General features: G+C 53.1%; 21 protein-coding genes. 15 read left to right on the forward strand and 6 right to left on the reverse strand.

What is annotated here, in order from left to right; all coding sequences use genetic code 11:
- Together A918_RS0109665 and A918_RS0109670 are read right to left on the reverse strand one after the other, a co-directional pair.
- Nucleotides 1-1,601 (reverse strand): alpha/beta-hydrolase family protein (locus A918_RS0109665; protein WP_022710866.1); only part of this gene is annotated, 1,601 nt, incomplete at its 3' end.
- Between the two features lie 20 nt (nucleotides 1,602-1,621).
- Nucleotides 1,622-2,404, reverse strand: coding sequence for a hypothetical protein (locus tag A918_RS0109670; RefSeq protein WP_022710867.1), 783 nt, complete (start codon nucleotides 2,402-2,404; stop codon nucleotides 1,622-1,624).
- Nucleotides 2,405-2,688: 284 nt separating this feature from the next.
- On the opposite strand from A918_RS0109670, the gene bioB reads away from it, so the two are divergent.
- From bioB to A918_RS0109710, 8 genes are all read left to right on the forward strand, one after another.
- Nucleotides 2,689-3,681: a biotin synthase BioB gene (gene bioB / locus A918_RS20080; RefSeq protein ID WP_022710868.1), complete on the forward strand. Its 993-nt coding sequence runs from the start codon at nucleotides 2,689-2,691 to the stop codon at nucleotides 3,679-3,681.
- Complete coding sequence (locus A918_RS0109680; protein ID WP_022710869.1) at nucleotides 3,675-4,790, forward strand: 8-amino-7-oxononanoate synthase; 1,116 nt, start codon at nucleotides 3,675-3,677, stop codon at nucleotides 4,788-4,790. The genes bioB and A918_RS0109680 overlap by 7 nt, the downstream gene beginning before the upstream one ends.
- On the forward strand, nucleotides 4,783-5,418 hold the full coding sequence (bioD, locus tag A918_RS0109685; protein WP_022710870.1) for a dethiobiotin synthase: 636 nt from the start codon (nucleotides 4,783-4,785) through the stop codon (nucleotides 5,416-5,418). Before A918_RS0109680 ends, bioD begins: the two co-directional genes overlap by 8 nt.
- Entirely contained in the window at nucleotides 5,415-6,689 is a 1,275-nt protein-coding gene (locus A918_RS0109690; protein WP_022710871.1) for an adenosylmethionine--8-amino-7-oxononanoate transaminase, read from the forward strand. The genes bioD and A918_RS0109690 overlap by 4 nt, the downstream gene beginning before the upstream one ends.
- The gene (locus A918_RS0109695; RefSeq protein ID WP_022710872.1) at nucleotides 6,686-7,636 is read left to right on the forward strand and encodes a beta-ketoacyl-ACP synthase III; all 951 of its coding nucleotides are present in this window, start codon (nucleotides 6,686-6,688) and stop codon (nucleotides 7,634-7,636) included. The genes A918_RS0109690 and A918_RS0109695 overlap by 4 nt, the downstream gene beginning before the upstream one ends.
- A 91-nt stretch (nucleotides 7,637-7,727) precedes the next feature.
- Nucleotides 7,728-8,921: a CaiB/BaiF CoA-transferase family protein gene (locus A918_RS0109700; RefSeq protein WP_022710873.1), complete on the forward strand. Its 1,194-nt coding sequence runs from the start codon at nucleotides 7,728-7,730 to the stop codon at nucleotides 8,919-8,921.
- Between the two features lie 33 nt (nucleotides 8,922-8,954).
- Nucleotides 8,955-10,130 carry an acyl-CoA dehydrogenase family protein gene (locus A918_RS0109705; RefSeq protein ID WP_022710874.1) on the forward strand — a complete coding sequence of 392 codons (1,176 nt, stop codon included), beginning with the start codon at nucleotides 8,955-8,957 and terminating at the stop codon, nucleotides 10,128-10,130.
- Between the two features lie 10 nt (nucleotides 10,131-10,140).
- A complete protein-coding gene (locus A918_RS0109710; RefSeq protein ID WP_022710875.1) occupies nucleotides 10,141-11,229 on the forward strand; it encodes an acyl-CoA dehydrogenase in 1,089 nt (362 codons plus the stop codon).
- Here the strand turns inward: A918_RS0109710 and A918_RS0109715 are convergent.
- From A918_RS0109715 to A918_RS0109725, 3 genes are all read right to left on the reverse strand, one after another.
- Nucleotides 11,214-12,977: a LysR family transcriptional regulator gene (locus A918_RS0109715; RefSeq protein ID WP_022710876.1), complete on the reverse strand. Its 1,764-nt coding sequence runs from the start codon at nucleotides 12,975-12,977 to the stop codon at nucleotides 11,214-11,216. The genes A918_RS0109710 and A918_RS0109715 overlap by 16 nt on opposite strands.
- Nucleotides 12,978-13,123: 146 nt before the next feature.
- A complete protein-coding gene (locus A918_RS0109720) occupies nucleotides 13,124-14,635 on the reverse strand; it encodes a M81 family metallopeptidase (RefSeq protein ID WP_028233624.1) in 1,512 nt (503 codons plus the stop codon).
- A 152-nt stretch (nucleotides 14,636-14,787) separates the two neighbouring features.
- On the reverse strand, nucleotides 14,788-15,582 hold the full coding sequence (locus A918_RS0109725) for a transporter substrate-binding domain-containing protein (protein ID WP_245257313.1): 795 nt from the start codon (nucleotides 15,580-15,582) through the stop codon (nucleotides 14,788-14,790).
- Nucleotides 15,583-15,834: 252 nt separating this feature from the next.
- On the opposite strand from A918_RS0109725, the gene A918_RS20085 reads away from it, so the two are divergent.
- A complete protein-coding gene (locus tag A918_RS20085; protein ID WP_022710879.1) occupies nucleotides 15,835-16,743 on the forward strand; it encodes a LysR family transcriptional regulator in 909 nt (302 codons plus the stop codon).
- Between the two features lie 46 nt (nucleotides 16,744-16,789).
- Here the strand turns inward: A918_RS20085 and A918_RS0109735 are convergent, their stop codons facing one another.
- Nucleotides 16,790-17,605, reverse strand: a complete 816-nt coding sequence (locus A918_RS0109735) for an IclR family transcriptional regulator (RefSeq protein ID WP_022710880.1) — start codon at nucleotides 17,603-17,605, stop codon at nucleotides 16,790-16,792.
- A 245-nt stretch (nucleotides 17,606-17,850) separates the two neighbouring features.
- Between A918_RS0109735 and A918_RS0109745 the strand changes: the two genes are divergently transcribed.
- The 6 genes from A918_RS0109745 to A918_RS0109770 form a co-directional block, all read left to right on the forward strand.
- Nucleotides 17,851-18,897: an ABC transporter ATP-binding protein gene (locus A918_RS0109745; RefSeq protein ID WP_022710882.1), complete on the forward strand. Its 1,047-nt coding sequence runs from the start codon at nucleotides 17,851-17,853 to the stop codon at nucleotides 18,895-18,897.
- Between the two features lie 2 nt (nucleotides 18,898-18,899).
- Nucleotides 18,900-19,778, forward strand: a complete 879-nt coding sequence (locus A918_RS0109750) for an ABC transporter permease (RefSeq protein ID WP_022710883.1) — start codon at nucleotides 18,900-18,902, stop codon at nucleotides 19,776-19,778.
- Nucleotides 19,779-19,782: 4 nt separating this feature from the next.
- Complete coding sequence (locus tag A918_RS0109755; RefSeq protein WP_022710884.1) at nucleotides 19,783-20,577, forward strand: ABC transporter permease; 795 nt, start codon at nucleotides 19,783-19,785, stop codon at nucleotides 20,575-20,577.
- Nucleotides 20,578-20,583: 6 nt separating this feature from the next.
- The gene (locus tag A918_RS0109760; protein WP_022710885.1) at nucleotides 20,584-20,910 is read left to right on the forward strand and encodes a (2Fe-2S)-binding protein; all 327 of its coding nucleotides are present in this window, start codon (nucleotides 20,584-20,586) and stop codon (nucleotides 20,908-20,910) included.
- Complete coding sequence (locus A918_RS20090) at nucleotides 20,910-22,328, forward strand: FAD-dependent oxidoreductase (protein ID WP_022710886.1); 1,419 nt, start codon at nucleotides 20,910-20,912, stop codon at nucleotides 22,326-22,328. Before A918_RS0109760 ends, A918_RS20090 begins: the two co-directional genes overlap by 1 nt.
- Nucleotides 22,325-22,504, forward strand: a 180-nt coding sequence (locus tag A918_RS0109770) for an FAD-dependent oxidoreductase (RefSeq protein ID WP_028233627.1), incomplete at its 3' end; no start/stop codon positions are given. The genes A918_RS20090 and A918_RS0109770, both read left to right, overlap by 4 nt.

Genomic DNA, 22,504 nt, shown 5'->3' on the forward strand with positions numbered 1-22,504 from the left:
TGTGACCAGCTGACATTGGTCACCTCTACCCATGCATCAATATAATGCTGCGGTGCATAGACATGACCGTGACCGATCGGCGTGGTAGTGGCCAGCATCAGATCAATGGCCAGCTGCAACATGCTGACAACCGGATACCATTTCAGCTGCGAGGATACATCAGGACCACGCGGTGCCTTCATCCAGTCCGGTTCGCGGTAGAAGTCTTTCGGATCAAAAAACACAATCGGATCGCTGGCATATTGCAGATAGACAATACGCATCGGCCCCCAATGGCTGTTTGGCAGCCTCAAAGCATTATTCTGATTGGTGAAGCGTGCATAGGAACCATCACGGAATTCCGGCAGCCATTCCGGTGTGCCTTCATTACGGTTATTGGTGATGGAGCGCCACAAACGGCTGGTGAATGGCGGGCCGCTCCACAAGGCGCCCTGATAAGGATCGCCCAGCACCTGAAACAGTTCGGATGAAAGCTGCGAATTCATCGCGCCAAGGCTCAGGCCATAGAGATAGAGTTTCGGACGCGTTTCCTTTGGCAGCTTGGTCCAGTGATCGTAAACCTCGTCAAACAGAGCCGTCGCGGTTTCACTGCCATAGCCCGGCTCAACCAGCAGCGAGAGCCAGCTGGCGAGATAGGAATATTGCACGGCAACGCTGGCAATATCACCGTCATGGAGATATTCCACCGGATCAATGCCCATTTCATCGACCCAGCCGGTGCCGGTAGGAATGGTCACCAGCAATAGCGAACGGTCAAATGCGCCGACACGGATCATCTCCTGAAGCGCAAGTTTGGCGCGTTCTTTGGCAGTTTCAGCCGAGCGCAAGCCCACATAAACACGCAGCGGATTTTGAGCCGGACGGCCGGTGAAATTGCTGATCTGCTGTGCATCAGGACCGGAGCTCACATAGCTGCGTCCCATGCGTCCTAACTCATCCCATTTCACCAGAGAGGTAGCGCTGCCGCTTTTCAGCGGGTCTTGCGGTTGCGGGACTTCTGCTTCCATCAGCGCATCAAATTTGCGGTAGGAAGAATCCATCACATGTAGGCCAAAGCGGAATAGCACGCCATTGATTGCCATGCTGAAAATCACGGCAGCAATCAGAAAGCCGGTAAAACGTGACAGGCGTGGCGGGATATAGCGATCGAGCCAGCGGCTGGAACTGCGATAAATCAGCTGAAATAAACGGGCGAGCGCGATCAGAATAACAAAAGTAATCAGCGCAATCAGGCCGGTTTTCAGCGGGTGCGCGCTTTCAACTTTTTCCAATCCCATCAGATTGCGGATGGAATTTTGTCCGTCTGCCGCATGCCACAGAAACACCATAGCTGTGATGATGGTCACGGCCATGGCCGTAATTTTGATGATCGTGGAAATCCGGCCTTTAGGCTTCGGCAATTGCAGATAGTTCCACAGCCAAAACAGAAACACACCGATCCCGTAACCAATGGCGAAACAGGCGCCCGACAGCACGCCCTGTATCAAAAAGGGGCGCGGCACCAGCGATGGCGTAAGCGAGGCTGCGAAGAAAAGAGTGCCGAGCAACATCCCGATCAGCGACAGGGAACTCCAGAATTTTTCCAGCCACACTGGTTTCATCAGTTATTTTCCCTTTAGTTTCAATGCAATATGCAAAGACCGATGCAGTCTTTATTTGCCATAGCCGTAATAAACCGGTCCGCGGATTGACGTGCAGTATCGCGCAAGACCGGTTTGGCGCGCTCGATAATATTGCTCAGCATTTTACGATCTTGCAAGGAGATAGCTTTTGCAATTGCGGGGGCGTTATCTGCCAGTGCTTGCGCCAGTCTTTCCTGATTATGGGCATTGAGTTCAGGATTGCTTAACATCAGCGCAGAACCATTAATGACCTGCTGCAAGCCGAGCCGCAATTTAAGAATTGTATCCGTTTGTGCTTTGCCGTTGCTTGTCGTTTTCAGTGTTTCGGCATAGTCGCCTGCGGCTTCGAGGGCGGCAGCAATGAAACTGACCATAGCGGCAGAAGAGCGGGTGATTTCATCCTGAAAAGCGATGCTGTTTTTCTCGGTATCTGCCGGTTTTTGCGGATCAGTCGAGAAGGACACATAGGCCTTGGTCACCTGTGCCTGCTGCTGAATAATATCCATCAATATTGGCAAATCGCTCGCCTGATAGGGTGCCTGGCCGATAATCGCCGGTACATTCCATAAATCCTCAAGCACAGGTGCATCCTGACTGTTGGACAGGCGCGGCGGGAGTTTGGTGCGCTTGGTTTCTTCCAGCCGCACAATAAATTCCTGCAAGGCTTTATTCAGATGATCGGTGCCGGTGGCGGGTACAGTTGCCTGTAGTGGGCTGCTGAAAGCAACAGATATGCCCAGCGCCAAAATGGCGAGTGAAAGGCGTTTGAAATGTACCGGCACTATGAAATCTCTCTTGCGGTTCTGATCTGAACTGCCTGCATAATACAAAAATTGCAGCAAAAGACACTGAATTCATGAGGCTGACGAAGTTTTGATAGGAGGAGCATCAGAGGAGGCTTGCGTCAAATTATAGATAAAAATTCAATATTGGGTTTGTTGCGATATGAATTTATAGATTTTTTTATATGGACATATCAATTTTGAAGTTTTAACTGAAGTGAAAATTCCGAATCTCGTAAAATTATCTATAATTTATGACGAGCATCATTTTATAAGGATATTTCATGTCTCAGCCTGTTTCTCATCAGAATGCACCTCAGACACGCTGGACGGCAGAGGAAGCGCGCCGCGTCTATGATTTGCCGTTTAATGATCTGATGTTTCAGGCGCATGTCATTCACCGGCAGAACTTCGACCCGAACCGTTTGCAGATGAGCAAATTGCTGAGCATTAAAACCGGTGGCTGCCCTGAGGATTGTTTCTATTGCAACCAGTCAGCCCATAATCCGACAGGTCTGAAGGCTTCCAAATTGATGGAAGTCGAGCGTGTGCTGGCTGAAGCGCGGCAGGCAAAGGCTGCCGGTGCGACGCGCTATTGTATGGGCGCGGCATGGCGTAGTCCCAAAGAGCGCGACATGGATATGGTCGTTGCCATGGTTCAGGGGGTCAAGGCCATGGGCATGGAAACCTGCATGACGCTCGGCATGTTGTCACTGCCGCAGGCACAAAAGCTCAGTGCGGCGGGCTTGGATTATTACAATCACAATATTGATACATCAGAGGAATTTTACCCGCAGATCATTACCACCCGCACTTTCGCAGACCGGCTGGATACGCTGGATAATGTGCGGATGGCCGGTATCAATGTCTGTTCCGGTGGCATTCTCGGTATGGGGGAGAGCGAGCAGGATCGCGTTAATATGCTGGTGACGCTGGCTAATCTTGAAGAAGTGCCGCAAAGCGTGCCGATCAATATGCTGATCCCGATTGAAGGCTCCAAACTCGCCAATGCCAAACCGGTGGATTCTATCGCTTTCATCCGCATTATCGCCTTGGCGCGGATTATGATGCCGACGTCTCATGTGCGGCTTACTGCAGGGCGCAGCAATATGAGTGATGAAATGCAGGCAATGTGTTTCTTCGCCGGTGCCAATTCGATTTTCATCGGTGATGTTCTACTGACTGCCGCCAATGCCGGCGATGACCGCGATGCGGATTTGTTGAAGCGTTTGGGCATGCAGGCTGAGACTGTGGCCGAGGAAAGCTGCACATGCTGATGCAGCCTTACAATGCGATATTACAACGGCTTGAAAGCAAAGGTCGGCTGCGCAGTCTCAACGTGGCGCAAGGTGCAGATTTCTCATCCAATGATTATCTGGCGCTGGCTGGCTCGGACTATTTACGCAATATTGCCAGTCAGGCGCTGGAGCGTGGCGTGCCGGTTGGCTCCGGTGGTTCACGTTTGTTGCGTGGCAATCATCCGGAGCATGAAGCGCTGGAGGCGGAAGCTGCTGCTTTTTTCAAAGCATCTCAGGTTTTGTACTTCGCCAGCGGGTTCGACGCTAATCAGGCAGTATTTGCAACGCTCCCCCAAGCTGGCGATCTGGTGCTTTATGATGCGCTGATCCATGCCAGTATTCATGCCGGTATGCAGACTGGCAAAGCGAAGACCCAAAGCGTGCCGCATAATGATCTTGCGGCATTTGAAGCGGCCATCCGGCAGTTTCGTGCGACTGAGAAAAGCGGCAATCTCTGGCTGGCAGTGGAAAGCCTCTATTCTATGGATGGTGATTTTGCGCCGCTCGCAGAACTGAGCAATTTGGCTGATCGCTATGACTGTTTTCTTTATATTGATGAGGCGCATGCGACCGGCGTGTTTGGCGCAGACGGGCGGGGTTTAGCGGCGGATTTTGCAGGGCGGGACAATGTTCTGATCCTGCATACTTGCGGCAAGGCACTTGGTGCTTCCGGTGCACTGCTCTGCGCGGCAAAAGTTTTGATTGATGTGCTGATTAATCGGGCGCGAGGCTTTATTTTCTCAACTGCGCCAGCGCCTTTGCAGGCAGCGATTGTGCGCGGTAGCGTGAAGGCGTTGGTTGCAGAACCGCAGCGGCGTGAGAAGTTACACGCACTTATCCACCATGCTGAACGATATTTGCAGCCAAGCGGTTCGCAGATTATTCCCTATATCGTGGGCGATAATCAACGTGCAGTCGCAATGGCCAAAGCTATGCAAAATCATGGCTTTGATATCCGTGCTATCCGCCCGCCGACAGTACCGTTCGGCACAGCACGGCTGCGCATTTCTATTACCTTAAATGTTGATGAGGCACAGATCACCCGTATGGCTGAAGTGCTGAAACAGATTGCACATTCCTATGAATAATCCCGTATTTATTGTCAGCGGTACCGATACCGGTATCGGTAAAACCATCTTCAGCGCAGCCCTGACCCAAGCCCTGCAGGGCAGTTATTGGAAGCCGGTGCAATCCGGTCTGGAGGAGGAGACAGACAGCGAGACCGTGCGCCGTCTGGCACCGGAATGCCCTGTTCTGCCGGAGCAATGGCGTTTGCAACTGCCTGCCTCGCCGCATCTCTCGGCTGAGCAGGAGGGGGTGGAAATCGATCCCGCTGCTCTGACCATTCCGCACTGCGATCGGCCGTTGGTGGTGGAAAGTGCAGGTGGCCTGATGGTGCCGCTGACACACGCAGAAACTTATCTTGATATTTTCATCCGCTGGCAACAGCCACTCATTCTCTGCGCCCGCACACAGCTTGGCACAATCAATCATAGTCTGCTGTCTTTGGAAGCGTTACGCAGTCGCAATATTCCGGTGCTCGGCGTGGCCTTTATTGGCCATGCGCATGAGGACAGTGAAGGGATCATCTGCGAACTAGGAAAAGTGCGCCGCCTTGGTCGCCTGCCGGTGCTGGATGATCTGAACCCGCAGACATTGGCTCAAGCGTTTACAGAGAACTTTAATCTGCATGATTTTATCGGAGGTGACCGATGAGCCATTATTCATCGCCGGTCTGGCATCCGTTTACCCAGCATCTGCTGGAGCCTGTTACGAAAAAGATTACCCGCACGGAAGGTGCCTATCTGATTGATGAAGACGGGCGCAAAATTCTGGATCTGATTTCGTCCTGGTGGGTGATTACCCATGGTCACCGCACGCCACCGATTATGCAGGCAATTCGTGAAGCAACAGAACAATATGACCAGATCATTTTTGCGGAATATAGCCATGAACCGGCGGAGCAATTGGCGCAGGAGCTGATCCGCATCGTTCCGCATGGTCTGTCACATGTGTTCTATTCCGACAGTGGCTCGACATGCGTGGAAGTGGCGCTGAAAATGGCGCTGGGCTATTTTCATAATCGCGGTGAACCACGCTCCAAAATTGCGGTGATGGCCGGTAGTTATCACGGTGACACAATCGGCACCATGTCTGCCGGTGAGCGCGGCGTGTTCAATGCGGCCTATGGTGCGCTGCTTTATGATGTGGCGACAATTCCGTTTCCCGCCGAGGGAAGTGAACAGCAAACACTGGATGCGTTTGATCAGCTCTGTCGTGGCGGGGACTTGGCAGCATTAATTGTTGAGCCGCTGGTGCTTGGTGCAGGCGGCATGAAAATCTATCCGGCTTTTGTGCTGCGGCAGTTGAAAGCCATTGCTGAAGCGCATGGAGTTTTATTGATTTGCGATGAGGTCATGACCGGCTGGGGACGCACCGGCACTTTATTCGCGAGTGAGCAGGCCGGTATTACACCGGATATTCTGTGTCTCTCTAAGGGTATTACCGGCGGGGCGCTGCCTCTGGCGGTGACGCTGTGTGTGCCGGAAATATTTGAAGCACATCTCTCAAGTGATCGAAGTCGCACTTTTTATCATTCGAGCTCCTATACGGCTAACCCGATTGCCTGTGCGGCTGGTTTGGCTAATGTGCAAATCTGGCGTGATGAGCCGGTTTTGCAAAGGGTGCAGAATTTGCAGGCCATGCAAAGCTGCGAGCTGGCGCGTTTCAAAAATGATCCACGCTTTGAGAATGTCCGGCAATGCGGAACCATCACAGCACTGGATGTTAAAGCGCAAAGCAGCGGTTATCTCTCGAATGTGGCTTTACGGCTGAAAGCATTTTTTCGCGCACATGATGTGCTGCTCCGGCCGCTCGGTAATGTGCTGTATCTGATGCCGCCTTATTGTGTCACCGCGCAGGAGTTGCAGCGTAGCTATCAGTTGATTGATGAGGCGGTTGACCTGTTGCAAAGCGGCAAATTATGAGCGGGTTTTATCCGTCTTCCATTATCGGCTTTGGTCATGCTGTTCCAAAGCGTCAGGTTTTCAACGCAGAGATCGAAGCCGAGCTTGGAATTGAGAGCGGTTGGATTGAACGCCGCACCGGCATCCGCAGTCGTTATTGGGTTGAGGATGGTGAGACACTGACGGATCTGGCAGCAAAGGCCGGACGCATGGCGCTGGCAAATGCTGGTATAGCTCAATCTGAAATCGGAATGGTCTTGCTGGCGACATCAACGCCCGATCATCTTTTGCCGCCTTCTGCACCTTTGCTGGCACATAAATTAGGGCTGTCAGATGCCGGTGCGGTTGATCTTGCCGGTGCCTGTTCCGGTTTTCTCTATGCGCTGGTGATGGGGGATGCATTGGTGCGCATGCAGGGAAAGGCTGTGCTGATTGTTGCGGCGAATATTCTTTCGCGTCGTATCAACCGGCAGGAGCGGGCGTCTGCCGTGATGTTTGGTGATGCGGCCGGAGCCGTTGTGCTGGCACCATCCCGAGACGGGTTGTGCAATCTGGTCAGTTCCACACTCACCAGTGATGGCAGTCACTATGATCTGATCGGCATTCCGGCAGGTGAAACATTGATGACTATGCGCGATGGCCGCACTATGTTTGCGCAAGCGGTGAAGACTATGATGGAATGCGGCAAAACCGTTTTAGAGCAAGCTAATGTTGCCCCCTCTGCGATTGGTCATTTTGTGCCGCATCAGGCCAATGCGCGGATTTTTGATGCGGTGGGGGAGCAATTGCGACTGAGCAATGCGGTGACTGCCCGCACGATCAGGGATTATGGCAACTCATCGGCGGCGACCATTCCGCTCAGTCTGTCTCTGGGGCAAAATCAATATCGCAAAGGTGATCTGGTCCTGCTGACAGCGGCAGGAGCGGGGCTGACAGGCGGCGCGGCACTGCTCAATTACACGGGATAATTCGGTAAATTTTATAGGCTGATTGCCGTATCATTATTTCACAAGGCATGGCGCGGTTTCTTATTCTTGTCTCCGGTATGGAGGAATTGGAATGGTGAAGCAGCAGAAGCCTTTTGCGGGTATTACGGTGCTGGATTTTTCCCGTGTTTTGGCTGGGCCGTTTTGCTCTGCTATACTGGCGGATCAGGGCGCGCAGATCATTAAGGTCGAGCCGCCGCAGGGCGACGATCAGCGCTATATGGGCGCGGTGCGTAACAATCAGAGTATCAATTTTCAGCTGTTTAACCGCAATAAGCGTAGTCTGAAGCTCGACCTGCGCCAGCCTGAGGCGGTGAAAATCGCACAGGAGCTGGCACTGAAGGCCGATGTGGTGCTGGAAAATTTCCGACCGGGTGTGGCTGACCGTCTGGGCATTGGCGCTGAGCAATTGCAGGCGCTGAAGCCTGATCTGGTCTATTGCTCCGTCTCTGGCTTTGGCCAGCAGGGGCCGATGGCCGCTATGCCGAGCTATGATGTGGTAGCGCAGGCGCTGTCCGGCATGATGAGTGTGACCGGTGAGGCAGCTGGTGCACCGACGCTGGTTGGCGACTCCATCGGCGATATTGTTTCCGGTATTTATGCGGCGCAGGCGATTTCAGCTGCACTTTACCGTCGCTCGGTCACCGGACAGGGCGCACGGATTGATGTGGCGATGTTTGATGCGCTGTTCAGTTTGCTGCCGACAGTACTTGCCGGATGGCAGGGCAGTGGTAACCGGCCTGCACGCTTTGGTAATCAACATCCGCTCTCTGCGCCTTTCGGAGCATTTGCTGCATCGGATGCGCCTTTCATTCTCGCGGTGGCCAATAAGGCTTTGTTCGCCCGTCTCGCAGAGGCGCTGGGCAAGCCGCATCTGGCGGAAGATCCGCGTTTTGCCTCCGATCAGTTGCGCAGTCAGAACCGCGATGCTTTGCAGGCTGAGATTGAGGATTGGTCACGGCACTATACTGCTGCCAAAGTGGTGGAGAAGCTCGGTAAAGGCGGTTTGCCGGTATCAGAAATCTGGGCAGTGGATGAGGCCGCACAAAGCGCTCATGCGCAGAATCGTCAATTGCTGCATGAAGTTGAACATCCGCAATTGGGCAAGCTGCTGGTGCCGGAACAGCCGGTGCATTTCGACGGCTTGCCGCGTGGTGATATCCGGCAGGCACCGGAGCTGGGCGCTGACGGCGCGGATATTTTGCGGGAATTTCTGAATATGGATGAAACACAGATCAGTGCGCTGACAAGCGCCGGTATTGTCTGATTATCCTTGTGATTTAAGGGACGGAGTACAAGAATGGGACTACAGATTACGGATGCCGACCGCGCATTCGCAGCGGATGCACGCGCTTATTTGCGTGCCAATCTGCCGGAAGCGCTGGCCTATAAGGTCCGGCACAATATTCGCCTGACCAAGGAAGATCTGACCGGCTGGCAGGAAGTGCTGGCAGCGCGCAACTGGTATGCGATCGGTTGGAGCAAAGAGATGGGCGGTGCCGGTCTGACACCGGTGCAACGCTATTTGTTTGAGCAGGAATATGGTGCAATCTGCGCGCCGCATCCATGTCAGTTCGGCATTGCCATGGCGGGGCCTGTCATTCATTCCTTTGGTAATGATGAACAGCGGGCACGCTTTCTGCCGGATATCCGTGAGAACCGGACATTCTGGTGTCAGGGCTATTCCGAACCGGGTGCTGGTTCCGATCTGGCGTCGCTGACCACTTCGGCCGTGCGGGATGGTGATCATTATGTGGTCAATGGTCAGAAAATCTGGACGACATGGGCGCAATGGGCAGACTGGATTTTCTGTCTGGTACGCACGCATAAAGGCGAACGTCCGCAGCAGGGCATTTCCTTCCTGCTGATTGATATGCGCACTCCCGGCATCACAGTTCGCCCGATCCGCACATTGGATGGTGAAGCCGAGTTTAACGAGGTGTTTTTTAATGATGTGCGTGTGCCAGTTGAAAACCTGATCGGTACCGAGGGCGAAGGCTGGGGCTATGGCAAATATCTGCTCGAATATGAGCGTTTTTCCATGTCCGGTGCTGCGCGTTCCAAGCGTATTCTCGGTGAATTGAAAGAAGATGCTGCACGCCTTGGTGTAGCGAATGATCCGCTGTTGCAGGATCGTATGACGCGGATTGAAATTCAACGTCTGGCGCTGGAGCATATGGAACTGAAACTCCTGTCGCAGAGTGAAGCGGGTGAAAATCCGGGCCCCGAAGCCTCAAAGCTCAAAATCCGCGGTACAGAAATTGCACAGGCATTGGCGCAACTGCGACTGGATATTTGGGGTTCGCAGGTGCTGCCTTACAGCGAGGCATTCCTTGATGGTGAGGCGGATGCAGAAAATCCGGTGGCTGCCGGTGCCGCTGCTGCATGGCTCAATTTGCGCAAGCTGACCATTTGGGGTGGATCAAATGAAATTCAGCGCATGATCCTTGCCAAGCAGGTTCTGGGTTTAAGGTGAGAGAGCGGATATGCAGAAAACACGTGAAGAAAAAGCAGACGAATTGCGGATGCTGACGGATTTTGTGAGCCGCTTTGCTGCCGATCACACACCGGAAAACGGCTTACCACAGACTGACCTTGATCTGTGGCCGCAAATTGCGGAAATGGGGCTGATTGGTCTTGCGCTGCCGGAGGCATCGGGCGGTGCGGAACTGGGCGCAGAAGGTCTGGCAGCTGTGGCGCAGGCTCTGGGAAGTGTTGCCTTGCCTGTAGATTTTGCTTGCGGTGCAGCACTGGCAGCAAGTCTGTTATGTGAAGCGCAGAAGAGCAATCCGGATGTTGCACCATTGCTGGAAAGCTTTCTCGCAGGCGAGATGCGCTTAGGCATTGCCGGTCAACTGGCGACAGCAGCGCAGGGGATTAAACCCGCGAACCTGCCGGAATTGACCGGCACTGGTCTGGCACTCAAAAAAACTCAGGTTTTTGGCGTGCGGGAGCCGGAAAAGCTGTTGTGTCTGGTGCAACAAGACGGTGGCGTTGCTCTGTGTCTGATCTCTCCGGAAAAGGCACAGTTCCGTCAATTATCAATGATTGACGGCCGGATGATGAGTGAAATCACGGCAGATATTGCACCAGCTGATATTCAGGTGCTGCTCTCTGGCGCTGATGTACAACGGCGCATCGAAGCTTGTGCCGCAGATATTCTGATTGCCGTTGCCGCAGATAGTCTCGGCGCGATGGATAATCTCTACCGGCAGACGCTGGATTATATGCGGATGCGCAAACAGTTCGGCAAAGCGCTTGGCTCTTTCCAAACCATTCAGTTCCGTCTTGTGGATATGTCTGTGGCATTGGATGAGGCAAAAGCTTTGGTTGAAGCAGCAGCGGAAGCGCAGGATAATGGTGCAGAAGATGCCCGTGCTCTGACCCTTGCCGCATGGGTGCAGACATTGTGGTCAGCCCGCCATATTGCACAGGAAGCTGTTCAGCTTCACGGCGGTATTGGCATGACCGAGGAATGTGCAATTTCTCCGCTGGTCAAGCGCCTGCTGGTAAATGAACACAGTTTTGGTCAGGCGGAAGCCTATATGGCAGCCTATCGTCAGTTGGCTGCCTGAAACGCCTTACGCAAACAAGCGAGCAGAATATGCTCCGGCTCATTGAGATTGCGGGTGCCGCTGGTACCCGCAGTCAGATAGAAATGCGGTGCATCCGGCAAAATGTGCTGTAATAAAGGCTTGGCGGAGCTGATATTGTCTGCCAGAGCCGCAGGGATAATCGTGCTATAGCCGTTACCCGCGAGTGCCAGACATAATTGCAGGGACTGGGTTTCCAGTGCCGGTTGATACTCGGTCGCTTCCGGCATTTGCATCAACGCGTTGCGGATACTGTCACCGGTAGCAGGCAAAGCCAGCGGTGCGTCTTCTGCATCAATATCGGAAATATATTGCAGTGGCCCCAGATCAGTTAAGAATGCAGCATTTTCAGGGTGTATTGTACTCTCAAGCAGAGCGATGGAGCACTCTCCCTGCTTTAACCGTTCTTGCAGATTATGTGCCGGTGCCTCACTCACTTTTAGCAGCACATGCGGACATAGGTGCTGCCATTCACGCATCGCATTGCTGATGGCAGTCGTGCTGATCGGACTGAGCAAGACCATCGGGCTGAGGCCGAAAGAAATCACCGGTTCGTCCATCACCGCAATTTGCTGCGCACCTTGACGGATCACATCAGCCAGATTGAGGACGCTTTGCAGCAAAGGCGCTTTATGCACTGCAGTCGGCAGCGGGTGCAGGCCTTTATAATGGCGGGCAAACAGGGCTGTGCCCATCAACTGCTCTGTTTTGCGCAATTGTGCAGACAAAGCAGGTTGGGTTTGATTGAGCCTGCGGGCGGCTTCGCTCATATTACGGCAATGATAGAGCGTCAGAATACTCTGAATATCACGCAGGGAGACCGGCGGATTATAGAGCGTCACGGTCTGCCGGTTCAGTTCTTCACGCACCTGCCTGATGAAATCCTGCGCGACGATAGTCAATTTTTCATCTTTAGTGGTGATTTTGGCTGTGACAGGGCTATGTAACGGGTTTTGCAATTGCAGCACTGCGAGATCATTGCGGCTGATGCCGCTGGCCAGCAGACTATGCGGTGCCAGCAGAAGCACCGGTTGCTTGGCTTGTTTAAGACGGGTGAAAATCCCCACATCTTCCGACGTCATCTCCGGCGCAGGCAGGTCATGCTGGCGGCAATAGGCGCGGATACGCGCTTCTTCGGCTGGTAGTAGCGGCGGCAGCCACAGGCTGTAATTGCGCAAATCCTCTGGGCTGAGCGGAGCCTGATCTTCATCGGGTATCAACCCGCCTGCAACGGCAATCCATTCATCATCAAACAGAAATTGTTCCTGATCGCTGCCATTTTGCGAGGCATAACCCATCAGAATATCTGTATTCTCAGGTTTACTGGTGTCGAAAGCGCTGATGAGAGGCGAGCGGAAATGCACTTGTGCATAATATTCAGGATGGGAAAGCCGGAACGGGCGCACGGCTGCCGTTGCCGCGCGGGATAATTTGCCGAACATGAAATGCAGCGGCGAGCTGACTTTCAGCGCAGTAGAAATGGCTTTACCGGAGAAAGCGGTTTCTACTGCCTGCAAGGTCGCAGTCGCCTGCTGAAACAGCCAGCGTCCGGCCTCGCTTGGCACCAGACCTTTGGGGCCGCGCACAAAAAGCTCCAGCCCTAACTCTGTCTCAAGCGCAGAAATTGTGGTGCTGAGAGTGGAGGGCGAAATCTGCTCGGCTTTGGCCGCTTCTGCATGATTATAATACTGGCAGGCCAGAACAAAATAGGCGAGGGAGCGAAGTTCCATGGTCTGTGCAGCTTTATGTTTTTAAAGGACAGTTTTCTATAACTGTTCCCCAATACAAATGACCAGCTTTAAAACAGGGTTGAAGCAGACAAAACAAAACCGGCCATGCAAGGCAAAGCCGGTTTTGTTGTTATGTGATTTATTGGTCAGGCGCTGAATGTTGTTTCTGTATTCAGCGGATAGATCGGGCGGCGCAGTTTTTTATAATCGCGGGCACCGAGATTAGCCGTGCTCAACCCATCGGCATCCACTTCAATAATCGCCGAGGCAATGGGCCCGAAAGCAGCGCGGAAATGCTGCTGCGACTTCACCACAACAATATCATAGTCGGCAGGCTCAATGCCAACGCTGCGGAACAGGTTTTTATCTAGCATTTGCTGGCGTTCTGATGAAATCAGCATGTCGGTATTGCCGACACGGAAACAGACACTTTTGCCAAGTGAGGCTGGTAGCCCCTGAAACATCGGGCCTTCAAAAGTGATATTGCCGTCTGAAATGGCAATGACTTCACCGGTCAGAGTAATCGCACCGCCACCGATTTTCGGGTCAACTTTACCGCCAAGGCTGACGGTGCATTGCGCACCGATACCTACCGCTGCCAGTTCTGCAACGGCCTGCGGGTCACAGAAAGCACCAAAGGCTGAACGCCCGACATTGGTTTCCAATAAGCCCTTCAGTACGGTTGTGGCATCGCTATAAGCACCGCAGCCCGGATTATCGGAGAAGTCGGCAATTACCAGCGGGCCTTGTTTGGTGTTATTGGCAAAATGCGCACGGATTGCCTCGGGCATTTCCGGTGCCTGCAAGCGGTTATCCTCATCCTCGCGACGGTTCCAAATTTCCTGACACAGTTGTTCGGCGTGACTAACGGCTTGAGCTTCATTCACCTTATTGCGGTCATAGCAAACCACAGCAGAAGGGCCTGTGTTAAACACATCGGCATCATAAAAACCGGCATTGATCGAAGTGGCGAGAATGCCGTCCTGTGCTGCAATCTTGTCTGCGATCTCCAGAATTTCAGTCATAGCGCAGGCATGGGTAGTGCGGCCGTCATTACAGCCATTCAGCATTGGCGGCTGGCGCACAGCAATCGCAGGGCTGATCTGACCGCGCATCGCGTCTTCAAGCAATTTACCTGCCTTACGTCCGCATTCAGCCATATCCACATGCGGATAGGTGCGGAAAGAAACGGCAATATCCAGCAGCGCACTCATTTCCGGTGCGCTATTGGCGTGCAAGTCGAATGTACCGGCAACCGGTATATCATTGCCAACGATGCCACGGATGAATTGCAGCAATTCGATCTGGGCATCATCCGCGCTTTCCGTGCACATAGCGCCGTGGAAAACAATGAACACGCCGTCCGGTTTGTGTCCTTCTAGCGTTTCAGCCACATCGCATTGAAAATGCTCGATCATGGATTTTTCTACCAAGCCACCCGGTTCGGCACGGGCGGCAACCGTATAAACCGGCTCCCAGCCATAGGCTTCGCAACATTCGATAAAGCCGCCGATCTCGGAATTGGTGCCGCGGCAGTGGGTTTCGATTTCCTGTCCTTTAAAATAGTGGCAGAGATGGAAGTCCTTCAAAGTGGTCTTCAGCTTGGAAAAAGTATTGGTTTCCTGATTGAGTTCAAGAACGGCGACTTTGAAGCTCATAGGGGCATCTTTCATTTATGCGGTATTGATATTGCAAGCGAAAGGCTTTCTGCCCCGCCTGCTTTTGCTGTGAGCAGGGCAGAAAGCATGAGCCTGTGAACGGAACGCTGTTTGCAGGCTACGGGGGAAGAAATGATCTGAGGCGTGCAGATTTACTTCAGATAGGCGCTGGCATTGACCGGACGAACCATAATGTCGAAGTCAAAATATTGCTGGCGGATCTTGTCGTAAGTGCCGTTTTTGATGATGGCTGCAAGCGCGGAGTTGAGGCGCTCTGCCAGATCGCCGCTGTCTTTACGCACGGCCATTGCATTGCCCTGTGCCGCATCCAGAATGAAAGGCTTGCCGGCAAATTCACAGCAATTACCGCTGTCCTGCGCCAGCCAGTCACTCAGCGCCATCTGGCTTTCCAGAACCATATCGAGACGGCCGCTGTCCATATCGAGGAATACCTCGCTGAGCGAAGGATAGAGTTTCACTTCATTGTCAGGGAAATAGTCTTTGAGCGTATCGACCGCAACCGAGCCGGACTGGGTGCCGATGACCTTGCCTTTCAGGGCTTCTTTGGAGATTTCCTGAATGCCGAGATCCTTGCGGGCAATGAAATGCATGGCATTGAAATAATACGGATTGCTGAAAGTAACCTGCTTTTTGCGCTCTTCATTGACGGCCATTGAGGCGATCATCACATCAAATTTGCCGGATTGCAGGGCAGGAATGATCCCCGACCATTCATGCGTGCTCCATTCGCACTCAACTTTCATTTCAGCGCAGACGGCCTGCCCGATATCATAGTCAAAACCTTTGATTTCGCCGCTGCCGGTTACATAATTGAACGGCTTGTAGTCACCTTCTGTGCCGATGCGCAGTTTTTCTGCCGCCGGAGCCTGAGCGGTCATAATGCCCAGAGCGATCAGGCTTACCGCTGATATGAATGCTGATTTCATTAAAGATTCCCCGATGTTGCCCTTCATTCTTCTAATGTTTGATTTTAGAATAAAGGCTTGTTCTTGGCGCTTCCATTCGCCGTGTGAAACTAATTTAATATCAATTAAAACATTGATATTAATAATTTAATTGAATTTTTATTGTTTTTTCAATTGCCAGCATGATGGATTTAAAACCTGTATGCAATGTGAAAAAATTGATTTAAAATATCGAAATAATTCATATCTGAGAAATTCCGGACAGGATGAAAGATGCGTGATTTACCCGGACTGAAATCATTGCGGGCTTTTGAGGCCGCTGCGCGCTGCGGCAGTCTCACGGCAGCAGCGGATGAATTATGCGTCGGGCAGGGCGCGGTCAGCCATCAGATCCGCCTGCTGGAGGACTATCTGGGTTTGCGGGTGTTTATCCGCAGACAGCACGGTGTGGAACTGACACAGGAAGGTAGTCTGCTGTTCACATCCTGTCAGCGTGCCTTTGACGATCTGGCCGGAACAATCCGCCATATCAGTCCGCGCACGGCGCAGAAGGTGTTGCGTGTTAAAGTGGGGCCATTCTTTTCGATGAAAATCATTGCGCCGCGCATTTCTGAATTTCTGGCGCAGCATCCGGGTCTGCAGCTGCACCTGTCGCATCTTGATACCAATGTGCCTGCATCTGGTCAGCCGGATATTGTGATCGATTATCGTCTGGGTGGTGTGGCCGGAAAATTCTCAAAACAATTGCTGCGTGAAAGGCTGGTACCGGTTTGCGGGACGTCCATCCGTAATCAATATAAGAGTGCAACGGAACTTTTATGCAGCAACCGTCTGCATTATCGCTCCGTATCGGAATGGCAGAGCTGGATTGCCACATCCGGCCTGATGCTTGGTCATAGTCAGCAGGATCTGATTTTTGACGATCAGCATATTATTCTGGAGGCGGTTAAAGAGGGACAGGGTGTGGCGCTGATCGATCAGGCGCTGGTTGAGCAGGAGCTTAAAACCGGCCAGATGTTTCTGGTCTCGGAACATTGCTTTGAACCGCAGGAAACCTACCAGTTTGTATGTCAGGAGGACTTGTTTCGGTCAAAGCCGGTGACAAAAGATTTCCTCGACTGGTTGCTCAGAGAGGTTGCATTGCGGCGAAAGCAGCAGGATGCACCAGAATTGCCCGGCTGAGGTCGGTAGTGCCGCAGCATCTGGCAAGGATACAGCGGTGAATGATTTATCGCGACAGCGCCTGACTTGGATAGCGCAATGTCGCATCAAACGGATTGAGCTTGCTGGAAATCAGTGCTGCTTCTTTTTTCAAAAGATCAGCGATGGTGCGCTGGCGCTGTTCTGTCAGGCGCGAGGCCAGTGTGCCGATACTCAGTGCCGCAACGGCTGTGCCGTTCTGATCCAGCACCGGCACGCCCAGTCCTGCCATGCCTTCAATCATTTCAAAATTCATATGGGCAGCGCCGGTCTGTCTTACACTGTCAATCATAATGCGCAGATCAACTTCATCAATCGCTGCGCGGTCGAGAATGCGCGGCATGTTAAAACGGATAATCGCCTCGCGCTCTTCTTCCGGCAGAAAAGCCAGAATGGCAATGCTGCCCTGACCAATACCGAGCGGAACTTTGCCGCCGATATCACCTGTGAAAGAGCGGATCGGAAACGGGCCTTCCACGCGGTCGAGACACACGACATCAAAACCGCTGCGCACTAGCAGAAATACGGTGTCGTTAAAGGTAGCTGACAGACGTAGCAGTGCCGGACGGGCAAAATCCAATATACCATCACGCTGGCGGGTTTGCGCTGCCATGCAGAAAAAATCCAGCGAGAGGCGATAGGATTTTGTGTCGTTGATCTGCTCAACCAGTCCTTCGCTGATCAGGCTTTTGAGCAGGCGATGCGTGGATGGCTGGCTGAGTTCCAGCTCGCGTGCCAGATCAATCAGCCGCATTCCGTCCCGTGAATGAGCAGCCAGTCCTTTTAAAATCTGGATGGCTTTTGTGAGGCTCGTATTCACAGGGGATTTCGTATTTTCACTCATTGCGCGACTCTTGAATTGGAATAATTCCGTATTATGGATTAAACTATATAAAATATTTCAGAATAGAAAATAGAATTTGTCTAATTCGCAAAATTTCTGTCAATTATTGGATAAATTCCGCTTTAAGTGAAATCTGCCCGCATGCCCTTGTTACAAGGCAGCCATGAAACAGGCCGATTGAGAGAGCGGTAAACGGCCGGATAACCCGCAGCGCAGAAATGCCGGTACTGCTCAGGGAGGTATGCATGAGCTTTTTGAACCTGAAACAGGTTTCCAAAATTTATGGAAAATTCACAGCGGTGAAAGATTTCGATCTGGCTGTGGAAAAAGGTGAGTTTATCTCTCTGCTCGGTCCTTCCGGCTGCGGCAAGACAACGACATTGCAGATGATCGCCGGTCTGGTGACGCCATCATCCGGTTCTGTCACGCTGGATGGTCGCGATATTACCTATACGGCTCCGGCTCAGCGTCAGCTCGGCGTGGTGTTTCAGAGCTATGCACTGTTTCCGCATATGACTGTTGCGCAGAATGTCAGCTTTGGTCTGGAAATGCGCAAAGTGCCGAAAGCGGAACGTGATGAGCGCGTGAAAGAAACGCTGGCTCTCGTGCATCTCTCTGCATTGGCCGACCGCTATCCGCGTGAAATGTCCGGCGGTCAGCGTCAGCGTGTGGCGATTGCCCGTGCGCTGGTGATCAATCCGCCGGTGCTGCTGCTGGATGAGCCTTTGTCCAATCTTGATGCGCAGCTGCGTGAAGAAATGCAGTTTGAGCTGCGCCGCATTCAGCGTGCTGTGGGCATTACCACCATTATGGTGACCCACGATCAGGCGGAAGCTTTGTCGATCAGTGACCGTATTGTGGTGATGGAGAAGGGTAATATCACGCAGGTTGATATGCCTTATAAGCTCTATGAGCATCCGCGGAATGATTTTATTTCCAACTTTGTCGGCAAGTCCAACTTCCTGAGTGCGCAGGTTGAAGCGGATATGCTGGCGATTGAAAATACCGCTATACGCTTCAAGCCGGAACAACCTGTGAGCGGCGACAAGGTTTCTCTGTTCATCCGTCCGGAAAAACTGAACCTCACCGCAGCCGGTGCCGGTCATGTGGATGGTACTGTTGCCACCCGCTATTTTATGGGCAGCCAGTGGTTTGTCACGGTTGCAACACCTGCCGGACAATTGTCTGTGTCGCTGCCAAATGTTGGCACACCGCCACCGGCAGAAGGCGAAACAGTTGGTTTGGTCTGGCAGCATGAAGATTGCCGGATGCTCGCAGGCGGAGCGGCCTGACCATGAGCGCAACCTCTGCCGCCCCATCTCAGGCACAACGCCGCTTTGCTCCGCTGTTTCTGGCAGGGCCTGCGACTTTGCTTTTCATCGGTCTTGTGCTGCTGCCACTGGCGCTGACAGTCATTCTGTCGTTCAACAGCTACAATTACGATACCGGTATCGAAAACACCTTCACCCTGCACAATTATACGCAAGTGTTGCAGGATGATTATTACCTGTCGATTTTCTGGCGCACTTTGCGTCTTGCGCTGATCACAACAGTGATTGCCGTGGTGATCGGCGTGCCGGAAGCCTATATTCTCTCGAATATGCGCTCTCCTTGGCGCTCGATTTTCCTGTTGGTGATTATCGGCCCGCTGCTGGTCTCGGTTGTGGTACGTACCTTCGGCTGGAGCATGATCCTTGGCCGTAATGGTTTCATCAATGGTGCGCTGACAACAGTCGGGCTGGAGCCGGTGCAGCTGCTCTATACCGAAACCGCGATTGTTATCGGTCTGGTGCATATCATGCTGCCATTCATGGTTATTCCGGTCTGGACAGTGTTGCAGAAACTCGACCCGACGGTGGAAGCCGCAGCGCTGACACTTGGTGCATCACGCTTTACGGCGCTGCGCCGTATCGTGTTTCCGCAGGCTATGCTCGGCATTCTCTCCGGTAGCCTGATCGTTTTTGCCTTGTCGGCAAGCTCTTTTGCTATTCCCGGCCTGCTCGGTGGCCGCCGTTTGAAAATGGCTGCAACCGTTGTCTATGACGAGTTCATGATTGAGCTCAACTGGCCGCTCGGTGCTGCCATTGCCATCATTGTTCTCGTCGCAAACCTCATCATCATGATTGCCTATAATCGTATGATTGAAGGTCAGGCCAAACGGAAGTTGGGGTAATATCATGCAGAAAAATGGTCCTGTTGCTCTGATTTTTCACAGCCTTGTTGTCATCTTCATGCTGGCGCCGATGGTGGTAGTCTGCCTTGTTGCTTTCACACCGGAAAACACGCTGACAATGCCTTGGAACGGGTTGTCGCTGCGCTGGTTTGAAGCCGTGTTCAAGCATAATGATTTCATGACCTCCTTCGGAAACAGTCTGAAACTGGCCTTCCTTGCGGCGACGATTTCCACTTTGCTGGCGGTGCCGTCAGCATTGGCAATCACCCGTTATGATTTTGCGGGGCGCGATGCACTGAATGCGCTGTTCCTGTCGCCGCTGATTATTCCGCATCTGGTACTCGGTGTTGCGTTCCTGCGTCTGTTCTCGCTGATGGGGATGAGCGGTTCGTTCTTCTGGCTGGTGGCAACGCACGCGATTATCATCACGCCTTATGCGCTGCGTCTGGTACTGGCCTCATTAAGCAGCATGGATCGCAATGCGGAAAATGCTGCCCGCACGCTGGGTGCCGGTGAATGGACAGTGTTCAAACGCATCACCCTGCCATTGCTGTTGCCGGGTGTGAGCGGTGGCTGGTTGCTGGCTTTCATCAATAGTTTCGACGAGCTGACAATGTCGATCTTCGTGACCTCGCCGTCAACAGTCACTCTGCCGGTGCGCATGTATATGTATGCCAGTGAATCGATTGATCCGATGATGGCTGCGGTCTCTGCCCTGATGATCCTTGTGGCAACGGTTGCGATGGTCATTCTGGATCGCCTGTTTGGTCTGGATCGTATTCTGGTCGGAAAAGGCTGATCCGCAGTGAGTGCTCAAACGCAAACTTCACATAGCGGCGGGCAATTTCACCGCCGCTACCGTCAGGATGAAAAGCCAATAGACTTTTCACTGAACGGCGTTGCACAGGTCGGACGCCTCGGCGACACGGTGCTGACTGCTATTATGGCGGTTAGCTCTCATGTGCGCCAAACCGAGTTCACCGGTGAGAACCGTGCGGGTTTCTGCCTGATCGGTGCCTGTCAGGATTGTTATGTTATGACGGAAGAGGGGCAGCGCCTTCGTGCCTGCACCACGCCGTTGCAGGAAGGTATGCGTTTTGTAACAGCCATGCCTGTGGACGCCGGAGTGTGATGATGGCCAAAGCCGATTTACAGCCGGTGATTATCGGAGCAGGGCCTGCGGGTATCCGCGCGGCGGAAGTACTGGTCAAGGCTGGTTTGCGTCCTGTTGTTTTGGATGAAGGTTTGCGGGCAGGCGGGCAGATTTATCGCCAGCCGCTGATTGATGACGGACGTTCCTATGCCAAGCGCTACGGTTCGGAAGCATCAAAAGCCAAAGCGCTGCATGAGACATTTGAAGCGCTGAGACCGGCGATTGATTACTATCCGGAAACATTGGTGTGGAATATTTCGCCAAGCGGCGACACACGTTTTCTCGATGTGATTTCCAATGGCAGCTATCGCCGGATTGAATGTTCCGAACTGATTGTGGCGACCGGCGCGACGGATCGTGTTCTGCCATTCTCAGGTTGGACAACACCCGGTGTCTATACGCTCGGTGCCTCGCAAACGGCACTGAAAGCGCAAGGCGTGACCATCGGAAACAAGCTTGTTTTCATGGGCTCGGGACCGCTGCTTTATCTGGTGGCATGGCAATATATGAAAGCCGGTGCCAAGGTTGTGGCTGTGCTGGATACGGCACCTTTCAAAGCCAAATTGCATCTGGCGCAGCTGGCGCTCCATGCACCACGCATTGTGGCGCTTGGTATATTCTATGCCATGCAATTGCGCCTTGCCGGTGTGAAAACCATTTATAATGCGCGTCCTGACAGCATTGTCGGCAAAACCCATGTTGAGGGCATCCGCTATCATATTCAGGGTAAGTCTGAGGTCAAAACACTGGATTGCGATGCGCTGGCCTATGGTTTTGCGCTGCGTCCTGAAACACAGCTGGCTGATCTTGCTGGCTGTGCCTTTGAATTCAACAGCCGCGACAGAGCATGGCTGCCGGTGCGTGATACACAGGGGCAGAGCAGTGAACAGGGCATTTACCTTGCCGGTGACGGCAGCGGTATTGCCGGTGCCGATGCTGCGGAAATCTCCGGTGAAATAGCCGCTTTGGCTTTGGTGCAAAAGCGCGGGCTTGCAGCTGATACAGCGCGTATCAATGCACTGCAAAAAGTGCATCAAAAGATCATCACCGAGCGCGACCTGCTGGAAAAGGCTTTTCCGTTTCCGCGCGATTGGTTTGAGACTGTCAGCCCTGCAGTCACTCTGTGCCGCTGTGAGGAAATCACCGTGGGCGAGGCACTCAATGCAATCAGCGGCGGCAGTATTCGCGAGATCAATCGTCTGAAAGCCCTGAGCCGCGTTGGCATGGGGCGTTGTCAGGGGCGGATGTGTACTGCCGCAGCCACGGAACTGCTGTCATCACAATTGCATATTGATGCATCTGAGATCGGAAGACTGCGTGCGCAGGCGCCGGTGAAGCCGGTACCGCTGGGTTTCGGTGCGATGCAGCAGGCGGCTGAAGACGAGGTGGTATCATGACCAGACGTCTGGAAGCGGATATAGCCATTATCGGCGGCGGTCTGGTCGGCAGTTCTGCGGCACTGGCGATGCGCAAGGCCGGTTTGTCGGTGATCCTGCTGGATAAGGGCTTCTGCGGCGCGCAGGCCAGCGGTGTCAATTATGGCGGTGTGCGCCGGCAGGGGGGCGGCGGTGGA

Source organism: Pseudochrobactrum sp. AO18b, assembly GCF_000409565.1.
GTDB classification, from domain to species: Bacteria; Pseudomonadota; Alphaproteobacteria; order Rhizobiales; family Rhizobiaceae; genus Pseudochrobactrum; species Pseudochrobactrum saccharolyticum.